Source organism: Pseudomonas sp. GW821-FHT11G12, from assembly GCF_058808055.1.
In genome coordinates this window covers 672,106-692,811 of record NZ_JBXARH010000001.1, presented here as the reverse complement: position 1 = coordinate 692,811, position 20,706 = coordinate 672,106, and the positions used below count along the sequence as shown (strand labels likewise).

General features: G+C 61.8%; 18 protein-coding genes. 9 read left to right on the top strand and 9 right to left on the bottom strand.

From position 1 onward, the window contains the following. The first annotated feature begins 116 nt into the window (after nt 1-116). The 5 genes from AC1RR7_RS03200 to AC1RR7_RS03180 all read left to right on the top strand — a co-directional run bounded on the left by AC1RR7_RS03200 (nt 117) and on the right by AC1RR7_RS03180 (nt 5,454). Nucleotides 117-1,424 (top strand): flavin-containing monooxygenase, encoded by a 1,308-nt coding sequence (locus AC1RR7_RS03200; RefSeq protein WP_493156073.1) that lies wholly within the window; start codon nt 117-119, stop codon nt 1,422-1,424. A gap of 58 nt (nt 1,425-1,482) precedes the next feature. Continuing rightward, on the top strand, nt 1,483-1,899 hold the full coding sequence (locus AC1RR7_RS03195) for a RidA family protein (protein ID WP_007950460.1): 417 nt from the start codon (nt 1,483-1,485) through the stop codon (nt 1,897-1,899). A gap of 27 nt (nt 1,900-1,926) precedes the next feature. Further along, nucleotides 1,927-2,604 (top strand): DUF1028 domain-containing protein, encoded by a 678-nt coding sequence (locus AC1RR7_RS03190; protein WP_039766940.1) that lies wholly within the window; start codon nt 1,927-1,929, stop codon nt 2,602-2,604. Then, complete coding sequence (gene argE, locus AC1RR7_RS03185) at nt 2,601-3,749, top strand: acetylornithine deacetylase (protein WP_493156071.1); 1,149 nt, start codon at nt 2,601-2,603, stop codon at nt 3,747-3,749. The genes AC1RR7_RS03190 and argE overlap by 4 nt, the downstream gene beginning before the upstream one ends. 289 nt (nt 3,750-4,038) lie before the next feature. Further along, a complete protein-coding gene (locus AC1RR7_RS03180; RefSeq protein WP_102620933.1) occupies nt 4,039-5,454 on the top strand; it encodes a purine-cytosine permease family protein in 1,416 nt (471 codons plus the stop codon). A gap of 67 nt (nt 5,455-5,521) precedes the next feature. Here AC1RR7_RS03180 and AC1RR7_RS03175 read toward each other — a convergent pair whose 3' ends face one another. Next, entirely contained in the window at nt 5,522-6,019 is a 498-nt protein-coding gene (locus AC1RR7_RS03175) for a winged helix-turn-helix transcriptional regulator (protein ID WP_096820098.1), read from the bottom strand. Between the two features lie 99 nt (nt 6,020-6,118). Here AC1RR7_RS03175 and AC1RR7_RS03170 point away from each other — a divergent pair, with 99 nt between their 5' ends. Both AC1RR7_RS03170 and AC1RR7_RS03165 read left to right on the top strand, forming a co-directional pair. Next, nucleotides 6,119-6,757 (top strand): cysteine hydrolase family protein, encoded by a 639-nt coding sequence (locus AC1RR7_RS03170; protein ID WP_096820099.1) that lies wholly within the window; start codon nt 6,119-6,121, stop codon nt 6,755-6,757. Then, nucleotides 6,754-8,319 carry an aldehyde dehydrogenase (NADP(+)) gene (locus AC1RR7_RS03165; protein WP_493156069.1) on the top strand — a complete coding sequence of 522 codons (1,566 nt, stop codon included), beginning with the start codon at nt 6,754-6,756 and terminating at the stop codon, nt 8,317-8,319. The genes AC1RR7_RS03170 and AC1RR7_RS03165 overlap by 4 nt, the downstream gene beginning before the upstream one ends. 42 nt (nt 8,320-8,361) lie before the next feature. On the opposite strand, the gene AC1RR7_RS03160 is transcribed toward AC1RR7_RS03165, so the two are convergent. The 4 genes from AC1RR7_RS03160 to ptrR all read right to left on the bottom strand — a co-directional run bounded on the left by AC1RR7_RS03160 (nt 8,362) and on the right by ptrR (nt 11,277). Further along, a complete protein-coding gene (locus tag AC1RR7_RS03160) occupies nt 8,362-8,970 on the bottom strand; it encodes a nucleotidyltransferase domain-containing protein (protein WP_493156067.1) in 609 nt (202 codons plus the stop codon). A 107-nt stretch (nt 8,971-9,077) separates the two neighbouring features. Then, nucleotides 9,078-9,506, bottom strand: coding sequence for a TOBE domain-containing protein (locus AC1RR7_RS03155; protein ID WP_102620931.1), 429 nt, complete (start codon nt 9,504-9,506; stop codon nt 9,078-9,080). A gap of 131 nt (nt 9,507-9,637) precedes the next feature. Continuing rightward, on the bottom strand, nt 9,638-10,300 hold the full coding sequence (locus tag AC1RR7_RS03150) for a M24 family metallopeptidase (RefSeq protein ID WP_096820102.1): 663 nt from the start codon (nt 10,298-10,300) through the stop codon (nt 9,638-9,640). Between the two features lie 95 nt (nt 10,301-10,395). Beyond that, a complete protein-coding gene (gene ptrR / locus AC1RR7_RS03145; protein WP_064600875.1) occupies nt 10,396-11,277 on the bottom strand; it encodes a putrescine utilization regulator PtrR in 882 nt (293 codons plus the stop codon). Between the two features lie 103 nt (nt 11,278-11,380). On the opposite strand from ptrR, the gene AC1RR7_RS03140 reads away from it, so the two are divergent. Further along, the gene (locus AC1RR7_RS03140) at nt 11,381-12,772 is read left to right on the top strand and encodes an aldehyde dehydrogenase family protein (protein ID WP_493156065.1); all 1,392 of its coding nucleotides are present in this window, start codon (nt 11,381-11,383) and stop codon (nt 12,770-12,772) included. Nucleotides 12,773-12,822: 50 nt separating this feature from the next. Here the strand turns inward: AC1RR7_RS03140 and AC1RR7_RS03135 are convergent, their stop codons facing one another. Then, nucleotides 12,823-14,355: an MFS transporter gene (locus tag AC1RR7_RS03135; protein ID WP_493156063.1), complete on the bottom strand. Its 1,533-nt coding sequence runs from the start codon at nt 14,353-14,355 to the stop codon at nt 12,823-12,825. 76 nt (nt 14,356-14,431) lie between these two features. After that, nucleotides 14,432-15,262 (bottom strand): oxidoreductase, encoded by an 831-nt coding sequence (locus tag AC1RR7_RS03130; RefSeq protein WP_493065015.1) that lies wholly within the window; start codon nt 15,260-15,262, stop codon nt 14,432-14,434. 130 nt (nt 15,263-15,392) lie between these two features. Between AC1RR7_RS03130 and AC1RR7_RS03125 the strand changes: the two genes are divergently transcribed. Next, nucleotides 15,393-16,298, top strand: coding sequence for a LysR family transcriptional regulator (locus AC1RR7_RS03125; RefSeq protein WP_493156061.1), 906 nt, complete (start codon nt 15,393-15,395; stop codon nt 16,296-16,298). Here the strand turns inward: AC1RR7_RS03125 and AC1RR7_RS03120 are convergent, their stop codons facing one another. Both AC1RR7_RS03120 and ydiJ read right to left on the bottom strand, forming a co-directional pair. Continuing rightward, the gene (locus AC1RR7_RS03120) at nt 16,299-17,468 is read right to left on the bottom strand and encodes an acetyltransferase domain-containing protein (RefSeq protein WP_493156059.1); all 1,170 of its coding nucleotides are present in this window, start codon (nt 17,466-17,468) and stop codon (nt 16,299-16,301) included. Nucleotides 17,469-17,573: 105 nt separating this feature from the next. Then, nucleotides 17,574-20,603 (bottom strand): D-2-hydroxyglutarate dehydrogenase YdiJ, encoded by a 3,030-nt coding sequence (gene ydiJ, locus AC1RR7_RS03115; RefSeq protein WP_493156057.1) that lies wholly within the window; start codon nt 20,601-20,603, stop codon nt 17,574-17,576. Between the last annotated feature and the right edge of the window lie 103 nt (nt 20,604-20,706).

Genomic DNA, 20,706 nt, shown 5'->3' with positions numbered 1-20,706 from the left:
ACATCCCAGCTTAATAATATTTTACCGATAACCACCCCCTCCCTAGTCTGATCCCAAGCACAGAGAACAGGTCGACAGCGGCCTGAATCCAACGGCCTCGTGAGAAGGGATCAGAGATGACCACTGAAATAATAAAAACAGACACGCTTGTTGTCGGCGCCGGTCAAGCGGGTGTGGCCATGAGTGAACACCTGAGCAAACTCGGTGTGCCGCACCTGGTGCTGGAGCGCAACCGCGTTGCCGAGCGCTGGCGCACCGGGCGCTGGGACTCGCTGGTGGCCAACGGTCCGGCGTGGCATGACCGGTTTCCGGGGATGGAATTCGATGATGTCGATCCGGATGGTTTCGCCCACAAGGAGCGCGTCGCCGACTACTTCGAGGCCTATGCGAAGAAATTCAACGCACCGATCCGCACCGGCGTGGACGTGAAAAGCGTGCTGCGCAATGTCGGTCGCCCGGGCTTCACCGTCGAGACCTCCGAGGGCGTGATCGAAGCCGCCCGCGTCGTCGCCGCCACCGGCCCGTTTCAACGTCCAGTGATCCCGGCCATTGCGCCGAAGGATGAGCGTCTGTTGCAGATTCACTCGGCCGACTATCGCAACCCGCAACAACTGCCGGCCGGCGCCGTGCTCGTGGTCGGTGCCGGTTCGTCGGGCGTGCAGATCGCCGATGAATTGCAGCGCTCGGGCAAGCAGGTGTTTCTCTCGGTCGGTGCCCATGACCGCCCTCCTCGTGCTTACCGCAACCGCGATTTCTGCTGGTGGCTCGGCGTGCTCGGCGAATGGGATCAGGCCGCCATGAAACCTGGCCGCGAGCACGTGACAATCGCCGTCAGCGGCGCCCACGGTGGCCGCACGATCGATTTCCGTGGCCTGGCCCATCGCGGTATGACCCTGGTCGGCGTCACCGAATCGTTCAACGACGGCGTGGTGACCTTCAAACAGGACCTGCGCGACAACCTCAAGCGTGGCGACGAGAACTACCTCGCACTGCTGGATGCCGCCGATGCCTACATCGAACGCAACGGCCTCGATCTGCCGCTGGAACCGGAAGCCCGCGAGACGTACCCAGACCCGGAATGCGTGAAGAACCCGCTGGCCAATCTTGATCTGGCCGCCGCCGGCATCACGTCGATCATCTGGGCCACCGGGTTTGCCGTGGACTATTCCTGGCTGAAAGTCGCGGCGTTCGACGACAACGGCAAGCCGCAACATCAGCGCGGTGTGTCCAGCGAATCGGGTGTGTATTTCCTTGGGCTGCCATGGCAGTCACGACGCGGTTCGTCGTTCATCTGGGGCGTGTGGCACGACGCCAAGCACGTGGCCGATCACATCGCCACCCAGCGCAAATACCTGGCCTATCGCGATGCCGAACAACGCGAAGCCGTGCTGCATAGCAACGCTGTCGACACCGTCGACGCTTGATCCCCCATTACCGCTCCGGCGCCCATCGCGCCGGGCCCGAATTCGTCAGGAGTTTCACATGAGTCAGCCAACCCACACCCGCATTCGCATGTTCAACACCAAGGACACTTACCCGAACCAGACCCTGGACAATGACTTGTGCCAGGCCGTCCGCGCCGGCAATACCGTGTATGTCCGTGGTCAGGTCGGCACCAATTTCGATGGTGAACTGGTCGGCCTCGGCGACCCGCGCGCACAGACCGAACAGGCGATGCGCAACGTCAAGCAACTGCTCGAAGAGGCCGGCAGCGACCTGAGCCATATCGTCAAGACCACCACTTACCTGATCGACCCGCGCTACCGCGAGCCGGTGTATCAGGAAGTCGGCAAATGGCTGAAGGGTGTTTTCCCGATCTCCACCGGGCTGGTGGTGTCGGCGCTGGGCCAGCCGCAGTGGCTGATGGAGATTGATGTGGTTGCGGTGATTCCCGAGTAATTCGACCTTAGCGAAAGGAGGCCACACATGACATTTTCCATCGCCGCCCGCTGCCCCGAAACCGGCCAGTTCGGCATCGCCATCAGCTCCTCCAGCATTGCCGTCGGCGCCCGTTGTCCATGGCTGTTGCCGGGTGTCGGCGCGGTGTCGAGCCAGAACATCACCCTGCCGTCCCTCGGCCCGGAAGTGCTCGCCTTGATGGAGCAAGGCCTGGCGCCCGAGGCAGCGCTGGACAAGGTGCTGACCCGCAACGGCTACAGTCAGTACCGGCAGATCACCGCGATCAACCACCTCGGGCAGACCGCGCATTTCAGCGGCGCACAAACCTTGGGCGTGCACAACGCCGTGTCGGGCGAACAGTGCGTAGCGGCGGGCAACATGCTCGCCGGGCGCTCGGTGATCGAAGCCATGGTCAGCGCGTTCGAAGAAGGCGAAGGCCAATTGGCCGACCGCCTGATCAAGGCCTTGCACGCCGCCCAGGCCTTGGGCGGCGAAGCGGGACCGGTGCATTCGGCAGCCGTGGTCGTGGTCGGCGAACTGACCTGGCCCATCGTCAACCTGCGGGTGGACTGGGCGGATGAAGACCCGATCGGTCAATTGCAAAAACTCTGGGACGCCTATCGCCCGCAGCTTCAGGACTATATCGACCGCGCCCTCGATCCGGCCAAGGCGCCGGGTTACGGGGTTGCCGGAGACGACCGATGAGCGACAGCGTCGCGTTGCTCAAGACGCTGGTGGGGTTCGACACCACCAGCCGCGAGTCCAACCTGCAATTGATCGACTTCGTGCGTGACTACCTCGAAGGTTTCGATGTGCCGTGCGAGTTGATCTACAACGAAGACCGCAGCAAGGCCAACCTGTTCGCCACGATTGGCCCGGCAGATCGGCCGGGGATCGTGTTGTCAGGGCACACCGACGTGGTGCCGGCCGACGGTCAGCCATGGACGCTACCGCCGTTCGCACTCAGCGAGCGCGACGGCAAGTTGTACGGTCGCGGCACGGCGGACATGAAGGGCTACATCGCCTGCGTGCTGGCGCTGGTGCCGTCGTTGATCGAAGCACCGTTGCGCATGCCGGTGCACATTGCGCTGTCCTACGACGAAGAGGTCGGTTGCCTCGGTGTGCGTTCGCTGCTCAAGGTGCTGGAGCAACGTCCGGTCAAACCGTTGCTGTGCATCATCGGCGAGCCGACCGAACTCAAACCGGTGCTCGGGCACAAGGGCAAACTGGCGATGCGCTGCGATGTCCAGGGTCACGCCTGTCATTCGGCCTACGCGCCACTCGGGGTCAATGCCATCGAATGCGCCGCCGAGCTGATCGGCGAGCTGGGGCGCATCGGTCGGCAGCTCAAGGATGAACACCTCGACCCGCGCTTTGACCCGCCGTATTCAACGGTGCAAACCGGCGTGATCAGCGGCGGCAAGGCGTTGAACATCGTCCCTGCCGATTGCCGTTTCGACTTCGAAATCCGCGCCCTGCCCTCGCAGGATCCGACGGTCGTCGCGCAGCAACTCAAGACCTATGCCGAACAGCAAATGCTGCCGCGCATGCGGGCCGTCAGCGAGCAGAGTGATATCCGTTTCAGCGAACTGTCAGCGTATCCGGGGCTGGCGACTGATGCTCGGAGCCAGGCGGCGGAATTGATCGCCACGTTCTGTGGCTCGGACGATTTCGGCACTGTTGCGTTTGGGACCGAAGGCGGCTTGTTCGACGCGGTGGGGATTCCCACGGTGGTCTGCGGCCCTGGGAGCATGGACCAAGGTCACAAGCCGGACGAGTTCGTCAGCCGCGATCAGCTCAAGGCCTGCGATGAGATGCTGCAACGGATGCTGGCTTCGATTCGCCTTTGAAAAAACGGTCTGGCTGCAGGATTCAAGTCCGCAGCCGAGCCGCAGGTTCACCGACAGACAGCTGCTCCGATGGAGGTCAGCTGCGTTGTCGCTCATGGCGCTGAAACACCCGAAACAGAGCGCTTTCAGCTGACCGGAGAACCTCGTTTTTTTAACGCCTGAAGCAACAAAACTACTAATTTATCTCTCCCCTTTCCTTGCCCATGATCGACCCCAACAAGAAATGCGCCGTCCGTGCCGGCGCTCACTGAAGTACGTCCACGTACTCGTCCTTGCCTTGGAGTTCGTCATGGCCACCTCTGCAACAACGTCCGCACCGCTCATTGAAAAACATACGATCGGCTATGTGCCGCCCGAAGATCGCCACGGAAAGGTTCGGGATCTGTTCACCCTCTGGTTCGGCGGCAACATCGCGCCGCTGCCCATCGTCACCGGCGCCCTCGGCGTGCAGCTGTTTCACTTGAATCTGGTGTGGGGCATCGTCGCCATTCTGGTCGGCCATCTGGTCGGCGGTGTGCTGATGGCGCTGCACTCGGCGCAAGGCCCACAGATGGGCATTCCGCAGATGATCCAGAGTCGTGCGCAATTCGGTTCCCTCGGCGCGCTGCTGGTGGTGTTGATTGCCGGCGTCATGTACATCGGTTTCTTCGCCTCCAACATCGTGCTCGCCGGCAAGTCCCTGCATGGCGTGGTTGACAGCGTTCCGGTACCGGTCGGCATCGTGATCGGCGCGCTGGGCTCGGGAATCATCGGGATCATCGGTTACCGCTTCATCCACGTGCTCAACCGCATCGGCACCTGGGTGTTGGGGATCGGCATCGTGGTCGGCTTTGGCTACATCCTGACTCACGTGCAGACGGCTGACTTCCTCACCCGTGGCGGTTTCAACCTTTCGGGCTGGCTCGCCACCGTGTCGCTGGCAGCGTTGTGGCAGATTGCGTTTGCACCCTATGTGTCGGATTACTCGCGTTACCTGCCAGCTAATGTGCCGGTGGCCGCGACGTTCTGGACCACTTACCTCGGTTCCGCGCTGGGCTCCAGCCTGTCGTTCATCTTCGGTGCGGTTGCCGTGCTGGCAACCCCGGTGGGCATGGACACCATGGATGCGGTGAAACTCGCCACCGGCTCGATCGGCCCGTTGATGCTGGTGCTGTTCCTGCTCAGCGTGATCAGCCATAACGCGCTCAACCTGTACGGCGCGGTGCTGTCGCTGATCACTCTGGTGCAGACCTTCGCCTACCGCTGGATTCCGACCGCCAAGAGCCGCGCGGTGATTTCGCTGATCGTGCTGCTCGCCTGCTGCTTCGCTGCCGTCGGCGCGTCGTCAGACTTCATCGGCCACTTCGTCGACATGGTGCTGGTGCTGCTGGTCGTACTGGTGCCGTGGACAGCGATCAACCTGATCGACTTCTACGCCATCCACAAAGGCCAGTACGACATCGCCTCGATCTTCCAGGTCGATGGCGGCATCTACGGCCGCTACAACCCGCAGGCCTTGCTGGCGTATGCGATCGGGATCGCGGTGCAGATTCCGTTCATGAACACGCCGCTGTACGTTGGCCCGGTGTCGGCGCACATCAACGGCGCGGACCTTTCCTGGCTGGTGGGGTTGCTGGTGACGTCGCCGCTGTATTTCTGGTTGGCCAGTCGTGACAGTGCTTATCGTCGGCGGCTGATGACCGGGAAGCTGGCGGGCAGTCTGTAAACGATCAGTTCTGCAGTGACACACGAAGGCCCTCGAAGCGAGGGCCTTTTGCTTTGGCTGGAACCGCCTATTTCGCCTTGAACGCCTCGCGCCGCGCCTGCCGTTCAGCGACATAGGCTTCTTGCGGCTGGCTGATCAGATCCTCGCGCCGCAACAGTTCCCCGCAGTGATCGCACAGCGGTCCGAGGCCGGCACTGTGATTGCAGTGCTTGTGGATCATGTTCACGGCCAGCCCCTCCTCCGGCGACTTGCACCAGGTCTCTCCCCAGGCGCGCAACGCAATCACCACCGGGTAGAACGCCTCGCCCTTCGCGGTGAGGTGGTACTCGTAGCGTTTCGGCCGCTCGTTGTACAAGCGACGCTCGACCAGTCCGTCTGCTTCCAGGCTTTTCAGACGAGCGGCGACCATCTGCGGCGTACCGCCGGTCTGGGCCTGAATCTCGTCGTAGCGATGGCTGCCCATGAACAACTCGCGCAAAACCAGCACCGTCCAGCGGTCGCCGACGATCGCCTCGGCCCGGGAAATCGGGCACAGCGTATCGGGAAGACTATCGTTTACAGCCATCAGGGCTTGCCTCTTTCACAGCTACTATGATTATCATATCATCACGATGCAGGAACAAGCCCTGAGCATCGATCACTCTCATTGCCGGAGTACATCGTCATGTCGAAACCTCTCTATCCACTCGACAGAACCGCCTACCTGCTGGTCGATCCGTACAACGATTTTTTATCGGATGGCGGCAAGATCTTTCCGCTGATCAAACCGATCGCCGACCAGAACGGTCTGCTCGACAACCTGCGCAAACTCGACCGCGCCGTGCGTGGCCTGCAGATTCCGGTGGTCATCGTACCGCATCACCGCTGGGTCAAAGGCGACTACGAGAACTGGGATCACCCAAGCCCCACCCAACAAAAGATCATGCACATGCACCACTTCGCCCGTGGCGAATGGGGCGGTGAATGGCACCCGGATTTCGCACCGAAGGACGGCGACATCGTCGCTCAGGAGCATTGGGGCTCCAGCGGTTTTGCCAACACCGACCTCGATTTTCGCCTCAAGCAGAAGAGCATCACCCACGTGATCATCGTCGGCTTGCTGGCCAACACCTGCATCGAAGCCACCGCCCGCTACGCCAGCGAACTGGGTTACCACGTCACGCTGGTGCGCGACGCAACGGCGGCGTTCAAACCGGAGATGATGCATTCCGCCCATGAGCTGAACGGCCCGACCTTCGCCCATGTCGTCACGACCACCGACGAGTTGATCGCCAGCCTCAACACACAGGGTGAGTCGAAATGAGTCTGACTGGCCACCTGCTGATCGGCGCCTCTGACATCCCCGCCACCGAGGGCACGATGAAAGCGCTTAATCCGGCAACCCATCAACTGATCGAACCAGAGTTCGCCTTTGGCGGCGCGGCCCAGGTCGATCAGGCTGCAACCCTTGCCGACGCGGCATTCGACAGCTACAGCCATACCTCGCTGGCCGAACGCTCGGCGTTTCTGGAGAGCATCGCCGATAACCTCGACGCCGTTCGTGAGGAACTGGCCGCCCGCGCCGCACTGGAAACCGGTTTGCCTCAGGCACAGCTCGAAGGCGAAGCCGCCAAGGCCGCTACCCAGTTCCGCCAGTTCGCCGACGTGGTGCGCAAGGGTCGCTTCCTGCAACTGGCCATCGACCCGGCGCAACCTGAACGTCAGCCCCGGCCACGGATGGATCACCGGCTGCAAAAGATCGCGATAGGCCCGGTGGCGATCTTCGGCGCCAGCAACTTTCCGATTTCCTATTCGGTGGCCGGCGGCGATACAGCCTCGGCACTCGCGGCCGGTGCGACGGTGATTCTCAAGGCCCACAACGCCCACCCCGGCGCCTCGGAAATCCAGGCCCGCGCCATCCGCAAGGCCGTACAGGCGCATGGCTTGCACGAGGGTGTGTTTTCGATGGTGCGCGGCGGCGGCAATGCCATCGGTGAGGCGCTGGTCGATCACCCGCTGATCAAAGCGGTGACCTTCACCGGTTCGGAACTGGGCGGCATGGTGCTCTATCGCCGCGCACAGCTGCGTCCCGACCCGATCCCGGTGTTCACCGAGATGACCAGCGTCAACCCGACCTTCATCCTGCCCGCAGCCATGGCGGCACGCGGCGCGGAAATCGGTGACGGTTTCGCCGAGCGGATGCTGGTCAATGTCGGGCAAGCCTGCCTGTGTCCGTCGATCCTGATCGCGGTCAAGGGTGATGGCCTGCAAGCATTGCGCAGCGCCATGATCAAACGGATCAGTGATGCACCGGCACGCACGATGCTGACCCCGGGGATTCACGGTTCATACGTCAAAGGTCTGGTGGCGATGGAAAGCGTGGGGGCGAATCTGGTGGCAGTCGGCGCACCAGCGGATGGCCAATTTGAAGGCCGCTCGGCGCTGCTGGAAGTTGACGGTCAACGCCTGCTCGGCGAACCGGCGCTGGCCCATGAAGTGTTCGGCCCGGCAGCGCTGCTGGTGACGGTCAACGATGAGGAAGAATTGCTGGCGGTCGCCCGCTCGTTCAAGGGCCAACTGAGCTCGGCCATTCACCTTGAAGACCGCGATCTGGACCTGGCTCGGCGTCTGTTGCCAATCCTTGAACGTCGCACCGGGCGCATCGTGGTCAACGCCTTCGCCCATCCGCAGGAAGTGACTTTCGCCACCGTGCACGGCGGGCCGTTCCCGGCCACTTCGGACAGTCGCTTCACCTCGGTTGGCATGACCTCGATCGAGCGCTTTTTGCGTCCGGTGGCGTATCAGGGCTTTCCGGATGCGTTGTTGCCGGAGGTGTTGCGCGACGGTAATCCGCTGCAGCTACCGCGTCTTGTCGATGGCCAATAAACCCGTCCCGGTTCGGCGCAATACCGAACCGGGACGTAGTTTTCAGATTCGCGCCAGCCATTCATGCTCTGGATGTACCAAGGCCAGGTGCTCCATCAACCATTGCCGCTCCCCGGCCAAAAGCCTGGGCAAGGTGAGATTGAAGTCGGCTTGATCCTTTGCCCGGAGGTGTTTGGCCTTGAACAACAGAATGGCCGCAGGCCTGAGGTAGGGAATGCCCGCATCGTTGGTGCAGACCATTTCACCGCGCTCGCCAGTGATCGACGTATCGCGCTTGTAAACCCATCTGTCTGGCGTTCCGGGTTCGATCATCATGTCGACCCGCCAGACTTGCGCCTCGGTATCAAAACACCAGACCTGGAATATGTCGGAAGCAGGTTCGCGATTGGATGCCAGTAGCTCGAAGACGCCGTCCTTGACCGCATAGAAATCCAGATGCCCCAGCGCCTCGCGAAAAACCGGGAAGTCTTCGCGCAGGATGGTGAATTCAAGATCTTCATGCGCTCGGGTTTGCCGCCCCTGCCAGACATCAAGTGCCCATCCGCCGACGATGCACCAAGGGCGATCGACGTATTCGAGTTGCTGGAATAAATCAGTGGGTGTCCAAGGGTTCCATGCCGCTTGATCCGGCAGGTGTTCCTGAGCCGTCATTCGCCGTTCTCCATGTCCTTGGCTTTATCCGGACATTGAAACAAAAAAGTGCCGGGCTCGCTTGAGCCCGGCACTTCTTTTTTACAGCCATTGACCTGACAGATTGATCAGGCCGGCACACCCAGAATGATGTGCGAAGCCTTGATCACCGCCGTCGCGCTCACGCCAGCCGCCAGGCCCAGTTCGTTCACCGCGTCGCGGGTCACGATCGAATAGACCTTCGAACCGCCGGCCAGCTCGATCACTACTTCAGCGTTGACGGCGCCATCGGTCACGCTCAGCACCTTGCCTTGCAGGCAGTTGCGGGCCGACAGGCGAATGCCGTCGGATTCGGTCATCAGCATCACCCAAGGCGCCTTGACCAGCGCAACGGCTTCTTTGCCCACCGCGATGCCCAGGCTCTTGAGGCTGGCCAGGGTCACGACAGCAACGAGCTTCTCGCCGCCCGGCAGGGTCAGGACAACTTCCGCGTTGACCGAGCCTTCCTGAACCTGGCTGACCTGACCTTTAAAAACGTTGCGGGCACTGACTTTCATGATGGACGTCCTTTTTTTGACTTTGGAGTTAGGAAACGGCCTGCATCATCTGAGCAAGCGCTATGTAGTTACAACTACAGCGCTGCACCTGAATGAACATCGACTCCTGACTCTAGCACCGCCAAAGTGAATCAGATCAACAGGTCTTCATAGAAGGCGCCGTACGGAAGTTCAGGGTGCTCGATCTGGATTTCCAGAATCCACACACCGGCATTCGGAGCCTGATCGAAATCCCCCAGATTGCCGCCCCGATAGATCGCATGGGGAAAATCACTGACCCGGTGGCCCTTGATGTCCAGATTCAGTTTCCAACCCATCGCCTCAGCCTGATCGGTGGCGTAGCGATACAGTTCGACACCGGTTACGCCTTGACGCCAAAAGGCCTCGACCTTGTCGAAAAGTGCTTTGGAGGCCGCCGCGCAAGCGATCATTTGCGGATCGGAACCGGTGACGAACGTCGCCCCGGCATCGCCTTCATGGCCTTCCCAGACCACGCCCATGTCGATGAAGAAAATGTCTTCCTCGCCCAGCACCGGATCGCCTTCGGAGCGCTCCTTGAAGGTCTTCAGCGTGTTGGCACCGAAGCGGATCAGCAGCGGATGCCAGATCCGGTCCATGCCCAGTTCGACAAGGATTTCCTTGCCCCGAGCATGGGCTTCGGATTCGCGCATGCCGGGTTTGATCACCTTGGCGATCTCGTCCACGGCCTTCCAGGTCAACTGCTGGGCGTGGCGCATGGTTTCCAGCACAAAACGTTCACCTACCGCTTCTTTACCGCTCAGGGCTGTGGTCATCGCTGATTCCTTCTGGCTAATCGCGCATCGCTTGCGCTGTATAGTTTTTTATATTGCGAAACAGGACGCCTAAGATACAACCATGACACAAAGTGTCAATTCTCTTCTGCACGCACCACGCCGCGCTCCTCAAGCAATCGCACGAACATGCTCAGACTGCGCGACACCGTGCCCCGGCGCCACACCAGCCATGTCGTCAGAAAGCGAAAATCCGCCGCCAGCGGCCACACACTCACCGTCGCGCAACCGGGCATGCTCTGCAGCATGCTGCGCGGCATCAGGGCCAGACCGGCGCCCGCACTGACGCAGGCGAGCATGCCGTGATAGGACTCCATCTCGAAGATCTTGCCGGGTACGGCTGCGTCGGTGCTGAACCATTTTTCGAAGTGATGGCGATAGGAACAGTTCGAGCGGAACGCGTAGATATTCTCGCCATTCACGTCCGCAGCGCGCTGGATCGGCCCGTGATGAAGCGGCGAGATGATGACCATTTCCTCCTCGAACGCCGGGATGCCTTCCAGCGCCGGGTGCAAGACCGGGCCGTCGACAAATGCGGCCGCCAGGCGCCCGGAGAGGACACCGTCGATCATCGTCCCCGACGGCCCGGTCGACAGGTCCAGATCGACCTTGGGGTGTTGCTGGTTATACGTCGCCAGCAAACCGGGAATCCGTACCGCCGCCGTACTTTCCAGCGAGCCCAGCGGAAACGCGCCTTGCGGTTCCTCGCCGGCCACCGTGGCGCGCGCTTCCTGCACCAGGTCGAGAATCCGCCGTGCGTACTCCAGAAAACTCCAACCGGCCGGCGACAGACGCAAGCGGCTTTTCTCGCGGATGAACAGGTCGACGCCCAGATCCTCCTCCAACTGCTTGATGCGCGTCGTCAGGTTCGACGGCACGCGATGGATCTGCGCCGCCGCCGCGCTGATGCTGCCGTGCTCGGCAACGGCCTTGAAGATTTCCAGTTGCACCAGATCCACAGTCATTCTCCAATCGTGAAAGAAACGCTCTTTATTATTCAGTTTCCAGAAATCAAACGCCACCCTACTCTGAGCGCATCCACTGACCTCGCAGGACGATGCCATGAGCCCGATTTCCAGCCAGACCCACGCCATCTCGATCAATCCCGCCACTGGCGAGCAGATCGGTCACTACGCCTTCGAATTCGCCGAGGCCCTCGATGCCGCGCTGACCCGTGCCGCGTTCGGTTTCGGCAAATGGAAACGCAAACCGCTGCAGGACCGCTCCCGCGCCCTGACCGCGCTGGCCGGCGCCCTGCGTGACAGCAGCGAAGCCATGGCGACCATGATCACCCAGGAAATGGGCAAGCCGATCGCCCAGGCCCGTGGCGAAATCGAGAAATGCGCCAAACTTTGCGAGTGGTACGCCGAACACGGCCCGGCCATGCTCAACGCCGAAGCAACACTGGTCGAAGGCGGCAAGGCGCGCATCGAATACCGTCCGCTGGGGCCGATCCTCGCCGTAATGCCGTGGAACTTCCCGATCTGGCAAGTGCTGCGCGGCGCCGTCCCGGCGTTGATCGCCGGCAACACCTACGTGCTCAAGCATGCGCCGAACGTGATGGGCAGCGCCTATCTGTTGCGTGATGCCTTCACTCGCGCCGGTTTTGCCGATGGCGTGTTTGAAGTGATCAACGTCACCCCGGAAGGCGTGTCCACTGCCATCGCCGACCCGCGCATTGCCGCCGTGACCCTGACCGGCAGCGTCCGCGCCGGCATGGCCATCGGCGCACAGGCTGGGGCCGCGTTGAAGAAATGCGTGCTGGAGTTGGGCGGTTCCGATCCATTCATCGTGCTCAACGACGCCGATATCGACGAAGCCGTGCAAGCAGCAGTGATCGGTCGTTACCAGAACTCCGGCCAGGTCTGCGCCGCTGCCAAACGCCTGATCATCGAAGAAGGCGTGGTCGAAGAGTTCACCCGCAAATTCGTCGAAGCCACTCGCCAGTTGAAGATGGGCGATCCGTTGTCCGCCGACAACTACATCGGCCCGATGGCCCGCTTCGACTTGCGTGACGAACTGGATCAGCAAGTGCGCGACACCCTGGAAGAAGGCGCCACCCTGCTGCTCGGCGGCAGCAAAGTAGAGGGTTCGGGCAACTACTACGAGCCGACCGTATTGGCCGACGTCACCGACCGCATGACCTCGTTCAAACAGGAATTGTTCGGCCCGGTAGCCTCGATCATCACCGCACGCGACTGCGCTCACGCCGTGGCCCTGGCCAACGACAGCGAGTTCGGCCTGACCGCCACGATCTACACCGCCAATGTCGCCCTGGCCCAGCAGCTGACCAGCGAACTGGAAACCGGTGGCGTGTTCATCAACGGCTACTCCGCCAGCGATCCGCGCGTGACCTTCGGCGGCGTGAAGAAAAGCGGTTTCGGTCGCGAGCTGTCGCACTTCGGTGTACGCGAGTTCTGCAATGCGCAAACCGTGTGGCTGGATCGCCACTGATCCAATTAACAAAGCCCGGAAGCGTTTTGCGCTTCCGGCGCTTTTTCATTTCAAGCCGCCGCCTGTTGTGGCTCCGATACCGTCCGTTCCTTGCTCAACAGCCCCAGCACCACAGCCGCCGACGCCAGCGTGATGATCGTCAGGATGTGCAGCAGATACTGGAACGCCGAAGCGTAACCTTGCACCAGACGTTCGTTGGCCAACCCTGGAATCGTGTTGATCGCGTGAGCCATGTCGCCAATGGTCACCCGGTGCGCGGTCTCGGCAATCAGCGCTGCATCGGCACCAGCAACTACCGTTTGCAGATCGGTATGCAGCAGCGAGGCAAGAATCGCCGCCACGCTGGCCAGCGCAATTCCCTCGCCCGCCACCCGCACCGTGTTGAAGATCCCGGCCGCCATGCCGGCGCGTTCTTTCGGCACTACGCTGACCGACAATCCGTCCATCAACCCCCACGGCAAACCTGCGCCAATCCCGATCAACACCATCGGCACCACCAACGCGAATGTCGACTCGCCGACGTTGTAGAGGCTCAACCAGTGCAGCCCCACGGCGGCAATCAAGAAACCCAAGCCCGACAAAATACCGGCCGAGACAAAGCGGGTCATCGAAGCCGCAAGCATCGGCACCACCAGCATCGGCGCCGACAACGCCAGCAACAGCAGGCCGGCATCGATTTCACTCAAGCCTTCGACGCCGATAAACCGCAGCGGCAGCATGACCACCAGCACGATGTAGCAAAAGCAGGTGCCAATCGGCAGCATCTGCACACCGATGAAGCGCGGAAAACGGAACAGGGTCAGATCAAGCATCGGGCGCTTGACGCGCATTTCGATAAGGACGAACAGCGCCAGCAACAACGCCGAAGCGCCCAACAGCCCCACTACCAACGGACTGCCCCAACCGCTTTCGGGGGCCTGGATCACACCGAACGTGAACAGCGCCAGCATCGAACTGAACGTCACACTGCCCGGCCAGTCGAGACCGCTGGCGTCTGGGTCGCGGGTCTCACGCATGCGCGGCAGACCGAAGACCATCGCGATCACACCGATCAGCGCGGTGAAGACAAAGATCGCACGCCAGTTGAACGCCTCGATCAGCGCCCCGGCCACCAATGGGCCGAACGCCAGGCCGATGCCAAACGTGGTGCCCAGCATGCTGTAGGCACGGGTGCGCGCATGGCCTTCGAACTCCTGCGCCAGCGCTGCCGAACCACTGGCCAGCGCCGCCGCCCCGGCCACGCCCTGTATCGCCCGCAACACATCCAGCCAGAACACCGAAGGCGCCAGGCTCTGGGCAATCGACGCAGCGGTAAATAGCAGCATGCCGCCCGTGAACAGGCGCTTGCGCCCATAGACATCGGCCAACGCCCCCGCCGCCATCAGCAGACTGCCGAACGACAACATGAACGCATTGGTGATCCAGGTCAGCGCCACCGGGCTGCCGCCCAAGTCACGGCCGATGGCCGGCGTCGCCACCGCGCCACCGGTAAAACTTAACGGAAGGACCAGTGCCGACAGGCAAATGGCCGCGAGGATCAGCAGTTTGTCGCGCGCGCCATGGGGCTGGGAGACGGTTGTCATGATTTCGTCCAATGAAAAGAAAAATAAGGCTGCGATCAACAGAGCGCAGCCTGCGATTGCTGAGTCGGGCGGCGTGTCAGTCCTTGAAATCCGTGGACAGCGCCAGCGCATTCCACTCGGCCAGTTCCTGCGCCACCAATCGATTTTTCGCTTCGATCCGCGCGACGGTGTCGCTGCCCAGCGCCAGCCGCTGCGGCGGGTTCGGCGCATTGACCAGCGCCAGCATGGCTTCGGCAAACTTCACCGGATCACCCGGCTGCGCATGGTTGGCGGCTTCGGCGAAGGTGCGCATCTTGCCGACGGTTTCGTCGTAGTCCGGCAGCACCAGCGCGGTCTTGACCAGCGATTGTTCATCGAGGAAATCAGTGCGGAAGAAGCCCGGCTCGACCACCGTGGCATGAATGCCCAGCGGCGCCAGTTCCTGCCGTAGCGCTTCGCTGATGCCTTCCACCGCGAACTTGGTGGAGCCGTAGACACCCCAGCCCATATAGGCCTGATAGCCGCCAATCGATGAGATGTTGATGACCCGCCCGCTACGCTGGGCGCGCATGTGCGGCAGTACGGCGCGAGTCACGTTGAGCAGGCCGAAGACGTTGGTGGCGAACAGGCGCTCGGTTTCGCTGGCGCTGGTTTCTTCCACCGCGCCCAGTACGCCGAAGCCGGCATTGTTGATCAGCACATCGATGCGGCCGAAACGCTTGATGCCTTCCGCCACCGCTTGGTGGGCCTCTTCTTCGCGGGTGACGTCCAGGCGCACCGCCAGCAGGTTCGGGTGCTCGCCGAGGCGGTCGGTAATGTCTTGCGGTTTGCGGGCGGTGGCAATCACGGCGTCGCCGGCACGCAGGGCATGTTCTGCGATGAGGGTGCCAAAACCACGGGAAGCTCCGGTAATCAGCCAGGTACGCATAGCAACTCCTCCTGTCAGTGACCCTGGCGTTATTGCCGGGCCTTATCGATGAGTTGATGCGACTTTAAAGCCGTGCTACTGATGTGATAATCCCAACAAAATTACATGACTTTGTGAAAGGCGCTCATCAATGAAAAACCCGTCCACGGCGGATCTGTCGATCTTTCTGAGCATCGCGCAGCATCTGAATTTCAGTCGTGCAGCGGTGGATCTGAGCCTGACACCGTCGGCGCTGAGTCACTCCTTGCGCGCTCTGGAAAACCGCCTCGGCGTGCGTCTGTTCAATCGCACCACCCGCAGCGTGGCCCTGACCGAGGCCGGCGAACGGCTTTATGCCCGGTTGAAACCGGCGTTTCGCGATATCGAAGATGCGCTTGAAGACCTCAACCATTTTCGCGACAAGCCCTCGGGCAACCTGCGCATTACCTCCGGCCGCCAGGCTTGTGAACTGGTGCTGCTGCCGATTGCCAGCGAGTTCCTGCAGGCCTACCCGGACATTCGTCTGGAGGTGGTCGAAAGCGATGCGCTGCTGGATATCGTCGCTGCGGGATTCGATGCCGGTGTACGTTTCGGCAACCGGTTGGAGGCGGATATGGTGTCGCTGCCCATCGGGCCGAATCTGCGGTCAGTTGTGGTCGGCTCGCCGGCGTTTTTCCAGCGGCATCCCGCGCCACAGAAACCGGAAGACCTGCATGCCCTGCCCTGCATCCGCCATCGGTTCCCGAGCGGTTCGATGTACCGCTGGGAATTCGAACGTGGTGGCATTGAACAGGAAATCGAAGTCAACGGTCCGCTGACCCTGGGCGATGTCAGCCTGATGGTCGGCCCGGCGTTGCAAGGTTTGGGGCTGGCCTATGTGTTCGAAGACATGGTCAGCGAGCACCTCGCGGCCGGGCGTCTGGTGCAGGTGTTGGCGGACTGGTGCCCGTACTATCCCGGCCTGCATCTGTATTACCCGAGCCGGCGCCATGTACCGGCGCCGCTCAAGGCTTTAATCGACTTTGCCCGCAACGTTCGCGACGGCAAAACGAGTTAGCTACAGATATTTCAACCAGGCGATGTCCCGTCGCCGGGCCTTCAATGCCGAGAACCAGCGCACGGCCGGAAACAACGCGACCGCCAGCACCATCGCCGCCAGCCACACCGCCGCCACCGACGAGAAGCCGAAATAACTGCCCTGATTGAGCCCCACCAACGCCACGCCAATCAGGTACAGCACCTTCAGCGCATACAGGTGCAGCAGATAGAAAAACATCGGTGCCGAACCGAACACCGTCAGCCAGCGAATCCAGCGTCGATCCTGCGCGCGCTCGAACACCAGCAACAGCAGCAGCCCGACGCTCACCGTCAGCGTGATGAACAACAGCGATGGCGGGTATTTGGTGATGTTGAAAAAACTCATCAGGGTTTGCAGGCTGCTGTCATTGAGCGACCACGGTTTCTCGCCGTAACCGTTGACCAGCCGCAGCGCCACGAAACCCAGCAGCCCGGCGATGCCAACGATCAGCAAACGTCGCTGGCGCACACCCGCATCGGCCATTCGGGCAAACCATGGCCCCAGCGCGTAACCCAGACCGATTACACCGATCCACGGCAGCAGCGGGTACGACGTGCGCAAGCGCAAGCTCTCGCTGACTTCGATCCAGCCCCGGTCATGCAGGATTGCCCAAGGTACGTGCAGCGCCGAATCCATGGCAAAGTGCAGACCGTCGAGCAGGTTGTGCCCGGCGATGATCGCCAGGTTCAACGTCAACAACAGCCAGCGTGGCAGCCAGACCAACAGCGACAGCGCGATCATGCTCAGGCCGATCGCCCAGATCACTTGCAGGTAGATCACGCTCGGCGGCAGCTGGAACGTCCAGGCGAAATTCACCAGCGTGAATTCGAGCACCACCAGGAACAGACCACGCTTGAACAGAAAGGCACTGACATCAGCCTTGCCGTCGTACTTTTCCCCGAACAGCCATGCCGACAATCCGGTCAGCAGCACGAAAACCGGCGCGCACAGATGCGCCAGAGTGCGGCTGAAAAACAGCGCCGGCTCGGTGCTGGCGATGTCCATCGGATCGGAGACCTGACGATGCAGCAGAAAGGTTTCGCGCACGTGATCCAGCAACATGAACAGAATGACCAGGCCGCGCAGCGCATCAATGGACAGCAGCCGGCCAGTCGCCGGCGGGACGTTTCGAGGAGCAGCAACGGTCATGAAAGGTTCGCAATCGAGTGAAGAGTTCGATCGGGCCGCGTACAAACGGCCCGACTATTTGCGTTACCTTATAACATGAAAAGCCGCTTCAATTGCTAACGGTTCTCAAGCCGTGCGCAGTTGCTCAAGCAGCACCTGCAACGGATGACGCACCGCTCGGTCGGCCTGACGCTTGACCTGGCTGCGGCACGAATAGCCGGTCGCCAGTGCTTCGCCCCGCTCTGCCGGTGCCTCGATCTGCTTCGCCCAGGACTGCTCGTAAATCACCGCCGAGGTGTCGCGATTGCGCGCTTCGTGCCCGTAGGTGCCGGACATCCCGCAGCATCCGGTGGCCTGGGTCGTCAGTTTCAAGCCGACACGTTCGAACACTTGCTCCCATTGCCGGGTTGCGGCGGGCGCGTTGGTTTTTTCGGTGCAGTGCGCGAGCAGGCGGAAGCTTTCGCCATTCTGTGAATCCGTCCGTTGCGGCATGACTTTCAGCAGCCACTCCTGCACCAGCGCCACTTCGGGGCATTGCTCCATCCCCGGCACCTTGAGGTATTCCTGGCGATAAACCAGAGTCATCGCCGGGTCCAGCCCCACCAGCGGCACGCCAACCTCGGCCAGTGCGCGCAGTTGCCCGGCATTGCGCAGCGCCGCGCGATTGAACGCCGACAGGAAACCCTGCACATGCAGCGGCTTGCCGTTGGCGCTGAACGGTGCCAGATAAACCTGATACCCCAGTCGCGAAATCAGTTCGATCAGATCCGCCAGCAATGGCGCCTCGAAATACCGGGTGAACGCGTCCTGCACCAGCACCACACTGCGTTCACGTTGCGCCTGAGTCAGCGCCGAAAGCACCTCGACCGACGCCGGTTGCACCTGCCAGCGACGCATGGCCGCGTGGAAATCGAAACGGCTGAGCAACGGCACATCGACCATGCCACCAAGCCGCTCGATCAAGCGACGGCTGAACGAAGCCCCCATCAAACCGTTGTAGAGAAACGGAATACGCGCCATGTACGGAATCGTGTATTCCAGCGAGGCAATCAGATAATCCCGCGCCGGCCGCAGGTAACGCGTGTGGTACAGCTCGAGAAACCGCGAACGGAAATCCGGCACGTTGACCTTCACCGGGCACTGCCCCGCGCAGGACTTGCACGCCAGGCAGCCGGCCATGGCGTCGTACACCTCGTGGGAGAAGTCTTTTTCCTGCGCACGGCTGTTGCGCCAGCGCTGCAGCAATGTGCTGAAAAACGGCGGGCGACGACTGGCATCGGACAACACATCCACCCCCGCCTCGCCCTGCAACCGCAGCCATTCGCGAATCAGCGAGGCGCGGCCCTTGGGCGACTGCGCACGCTGGCGGGTGGCTTTCCACGACGGGCACATCGCATCGTCGGGATCGAAGTTGTAGCAGGCACCGTTGCCATTGCAGTGCATGGCCGCGCCGTAGTCCTGCCAGACTTTCTCGTCGATCTGCCGATCAAGTTCGCCGCGCAGGGTCACTTCGTCGATCTTCAGCAATGCCGCGCCGGGAATATCCGGCGTGGCGATCTTGCCGGGGTTGAACTGGTTGAACGGGTCGAACGCCGCCTTCAAGGCTTGCAACGCCGGGTACAGCTCACCGAAAAAGGCCGGGGCGTATTCCGAGCGCAGGCCCTTGCCGTGCTCGCCCCACAGCAGGCCGCCGTAACGCTGGGTCAGCGCGGCGACGCCATCGGACACCGGTCGCACCAGTGCGGCTTGTTGTGGATCTTTCATGTCGAGAATCGGCCGCACGTGCAGCACACCGGCATCGACGTGGCCGAACATGCCGTACTGCAACTGGTGGCTGTCGAGCAGCTCGCGCAGTTCGGCGATGTATTCGGCCAGGTGTTGCGGCGGCACGGCCGTGTCTTCGACAAACGGCTGCGGTCGCGCTTCACCGGCGACGTTGCCGAGCAAACCCACCGCACGCTTGCGCATGCCGTAGACGCGGTTCACCGCTGCATGCCCGACGGCCAGCGTATGGCCCAGCCGTTCGACCGTGGCATCGTTGCCCAAGTGCTGGACAAAGGCCTCGACCCGACCTTGCAGCTCCTCGGGATCGTCGCCGCAGAACTCCACCAGGTTGATTCCCAGCGTCGGCCGCTCGGCGCTTTCCGGGAAATACTCGGCGACGCCATGCCAGACGATGTCCTGCATCGCCAGCAACAGCACTTTGGAGTCGACGGTTTCAATCGACAGCGGCTTGAGCGCCATCAACGCCCGCGCATCGCGCAACGCGTCCATGAAGCCGGCGTAGCGGATGTTCACCAGCATCGTGTGCTTGGGGATCGGCAACACGTTGAGCTTGGCCTCGACCACAAACCCCAGCGAACCTTCGGCACCGCACAGCACGCTGTTGAGGTTGAAACGGTTGTCGGCCTCGCGCAGGTGCGCCAGGTCGTAGCCGGTCAGGCAGCGGTTGAGGTCGGGGAACGTTTCCCGGATCAGTTCGCCCTGCTCATCGATGATCTGCCGCGCGCAACGGTACACCTCGCCGGCCCACCCCTCACGGGCGCATTCCGCTGCCAGCTCACTTTCTTCCAACGGGCGGCCGTGCAATCGCTCGCCACCGCGCAGGACCATGTGCAATTCCAGAACATGGTCACGGGTCTTGCCGTAGGTGCAACTGCCCTGGCCGCTGGCGTCGGTGTTGATCATGCCGCCGACGGTGGCGCGGTTCGACGTCGACAGTTCCGGGGCGAAAAACAGCCCGGCGGATTTCAGTGCCGCGTTGAGTTGATCCTTCACCACACCGGCCTGCACCCGCACCCAACGCTGTTCAACGTTGATTTCGAGAATGCGGTTCATGTGCCGCGACAGGTCGACAACGATGCCATCGGTCAGCGATTGCCCGTTGGTGCCGGTGCCGCCGCCGCGAGGCGTGATCACCACTTTCTGGTAAGCCGGTTCGGCGATCAGACGCGCCAGTAGCGCCACGTCATCGGCGTCGCGCGGGAATACCGCCGCTTGTGGCAAGCGCTGATAGATCGAGTTGTCGGTGGCCAGCACCACGCGGCTGGCGTAATCGGCACTGATTTCGCCACGAAAACCGCTGGTTTCAAGGGCTTTGAGAAACTGCTGGTAATCGGTGTTCAACGCGGTGGAAGGCGACAGCTGGGCAATCATCGGGGGGGCGATCTCGGTCAAAAACGGGCCGTGTAGCGGTGAACAGTTGTGCGCAATGAATGATTGCGTCACGCTCCCGCCATCTCATAGGCCTTATGTTCAT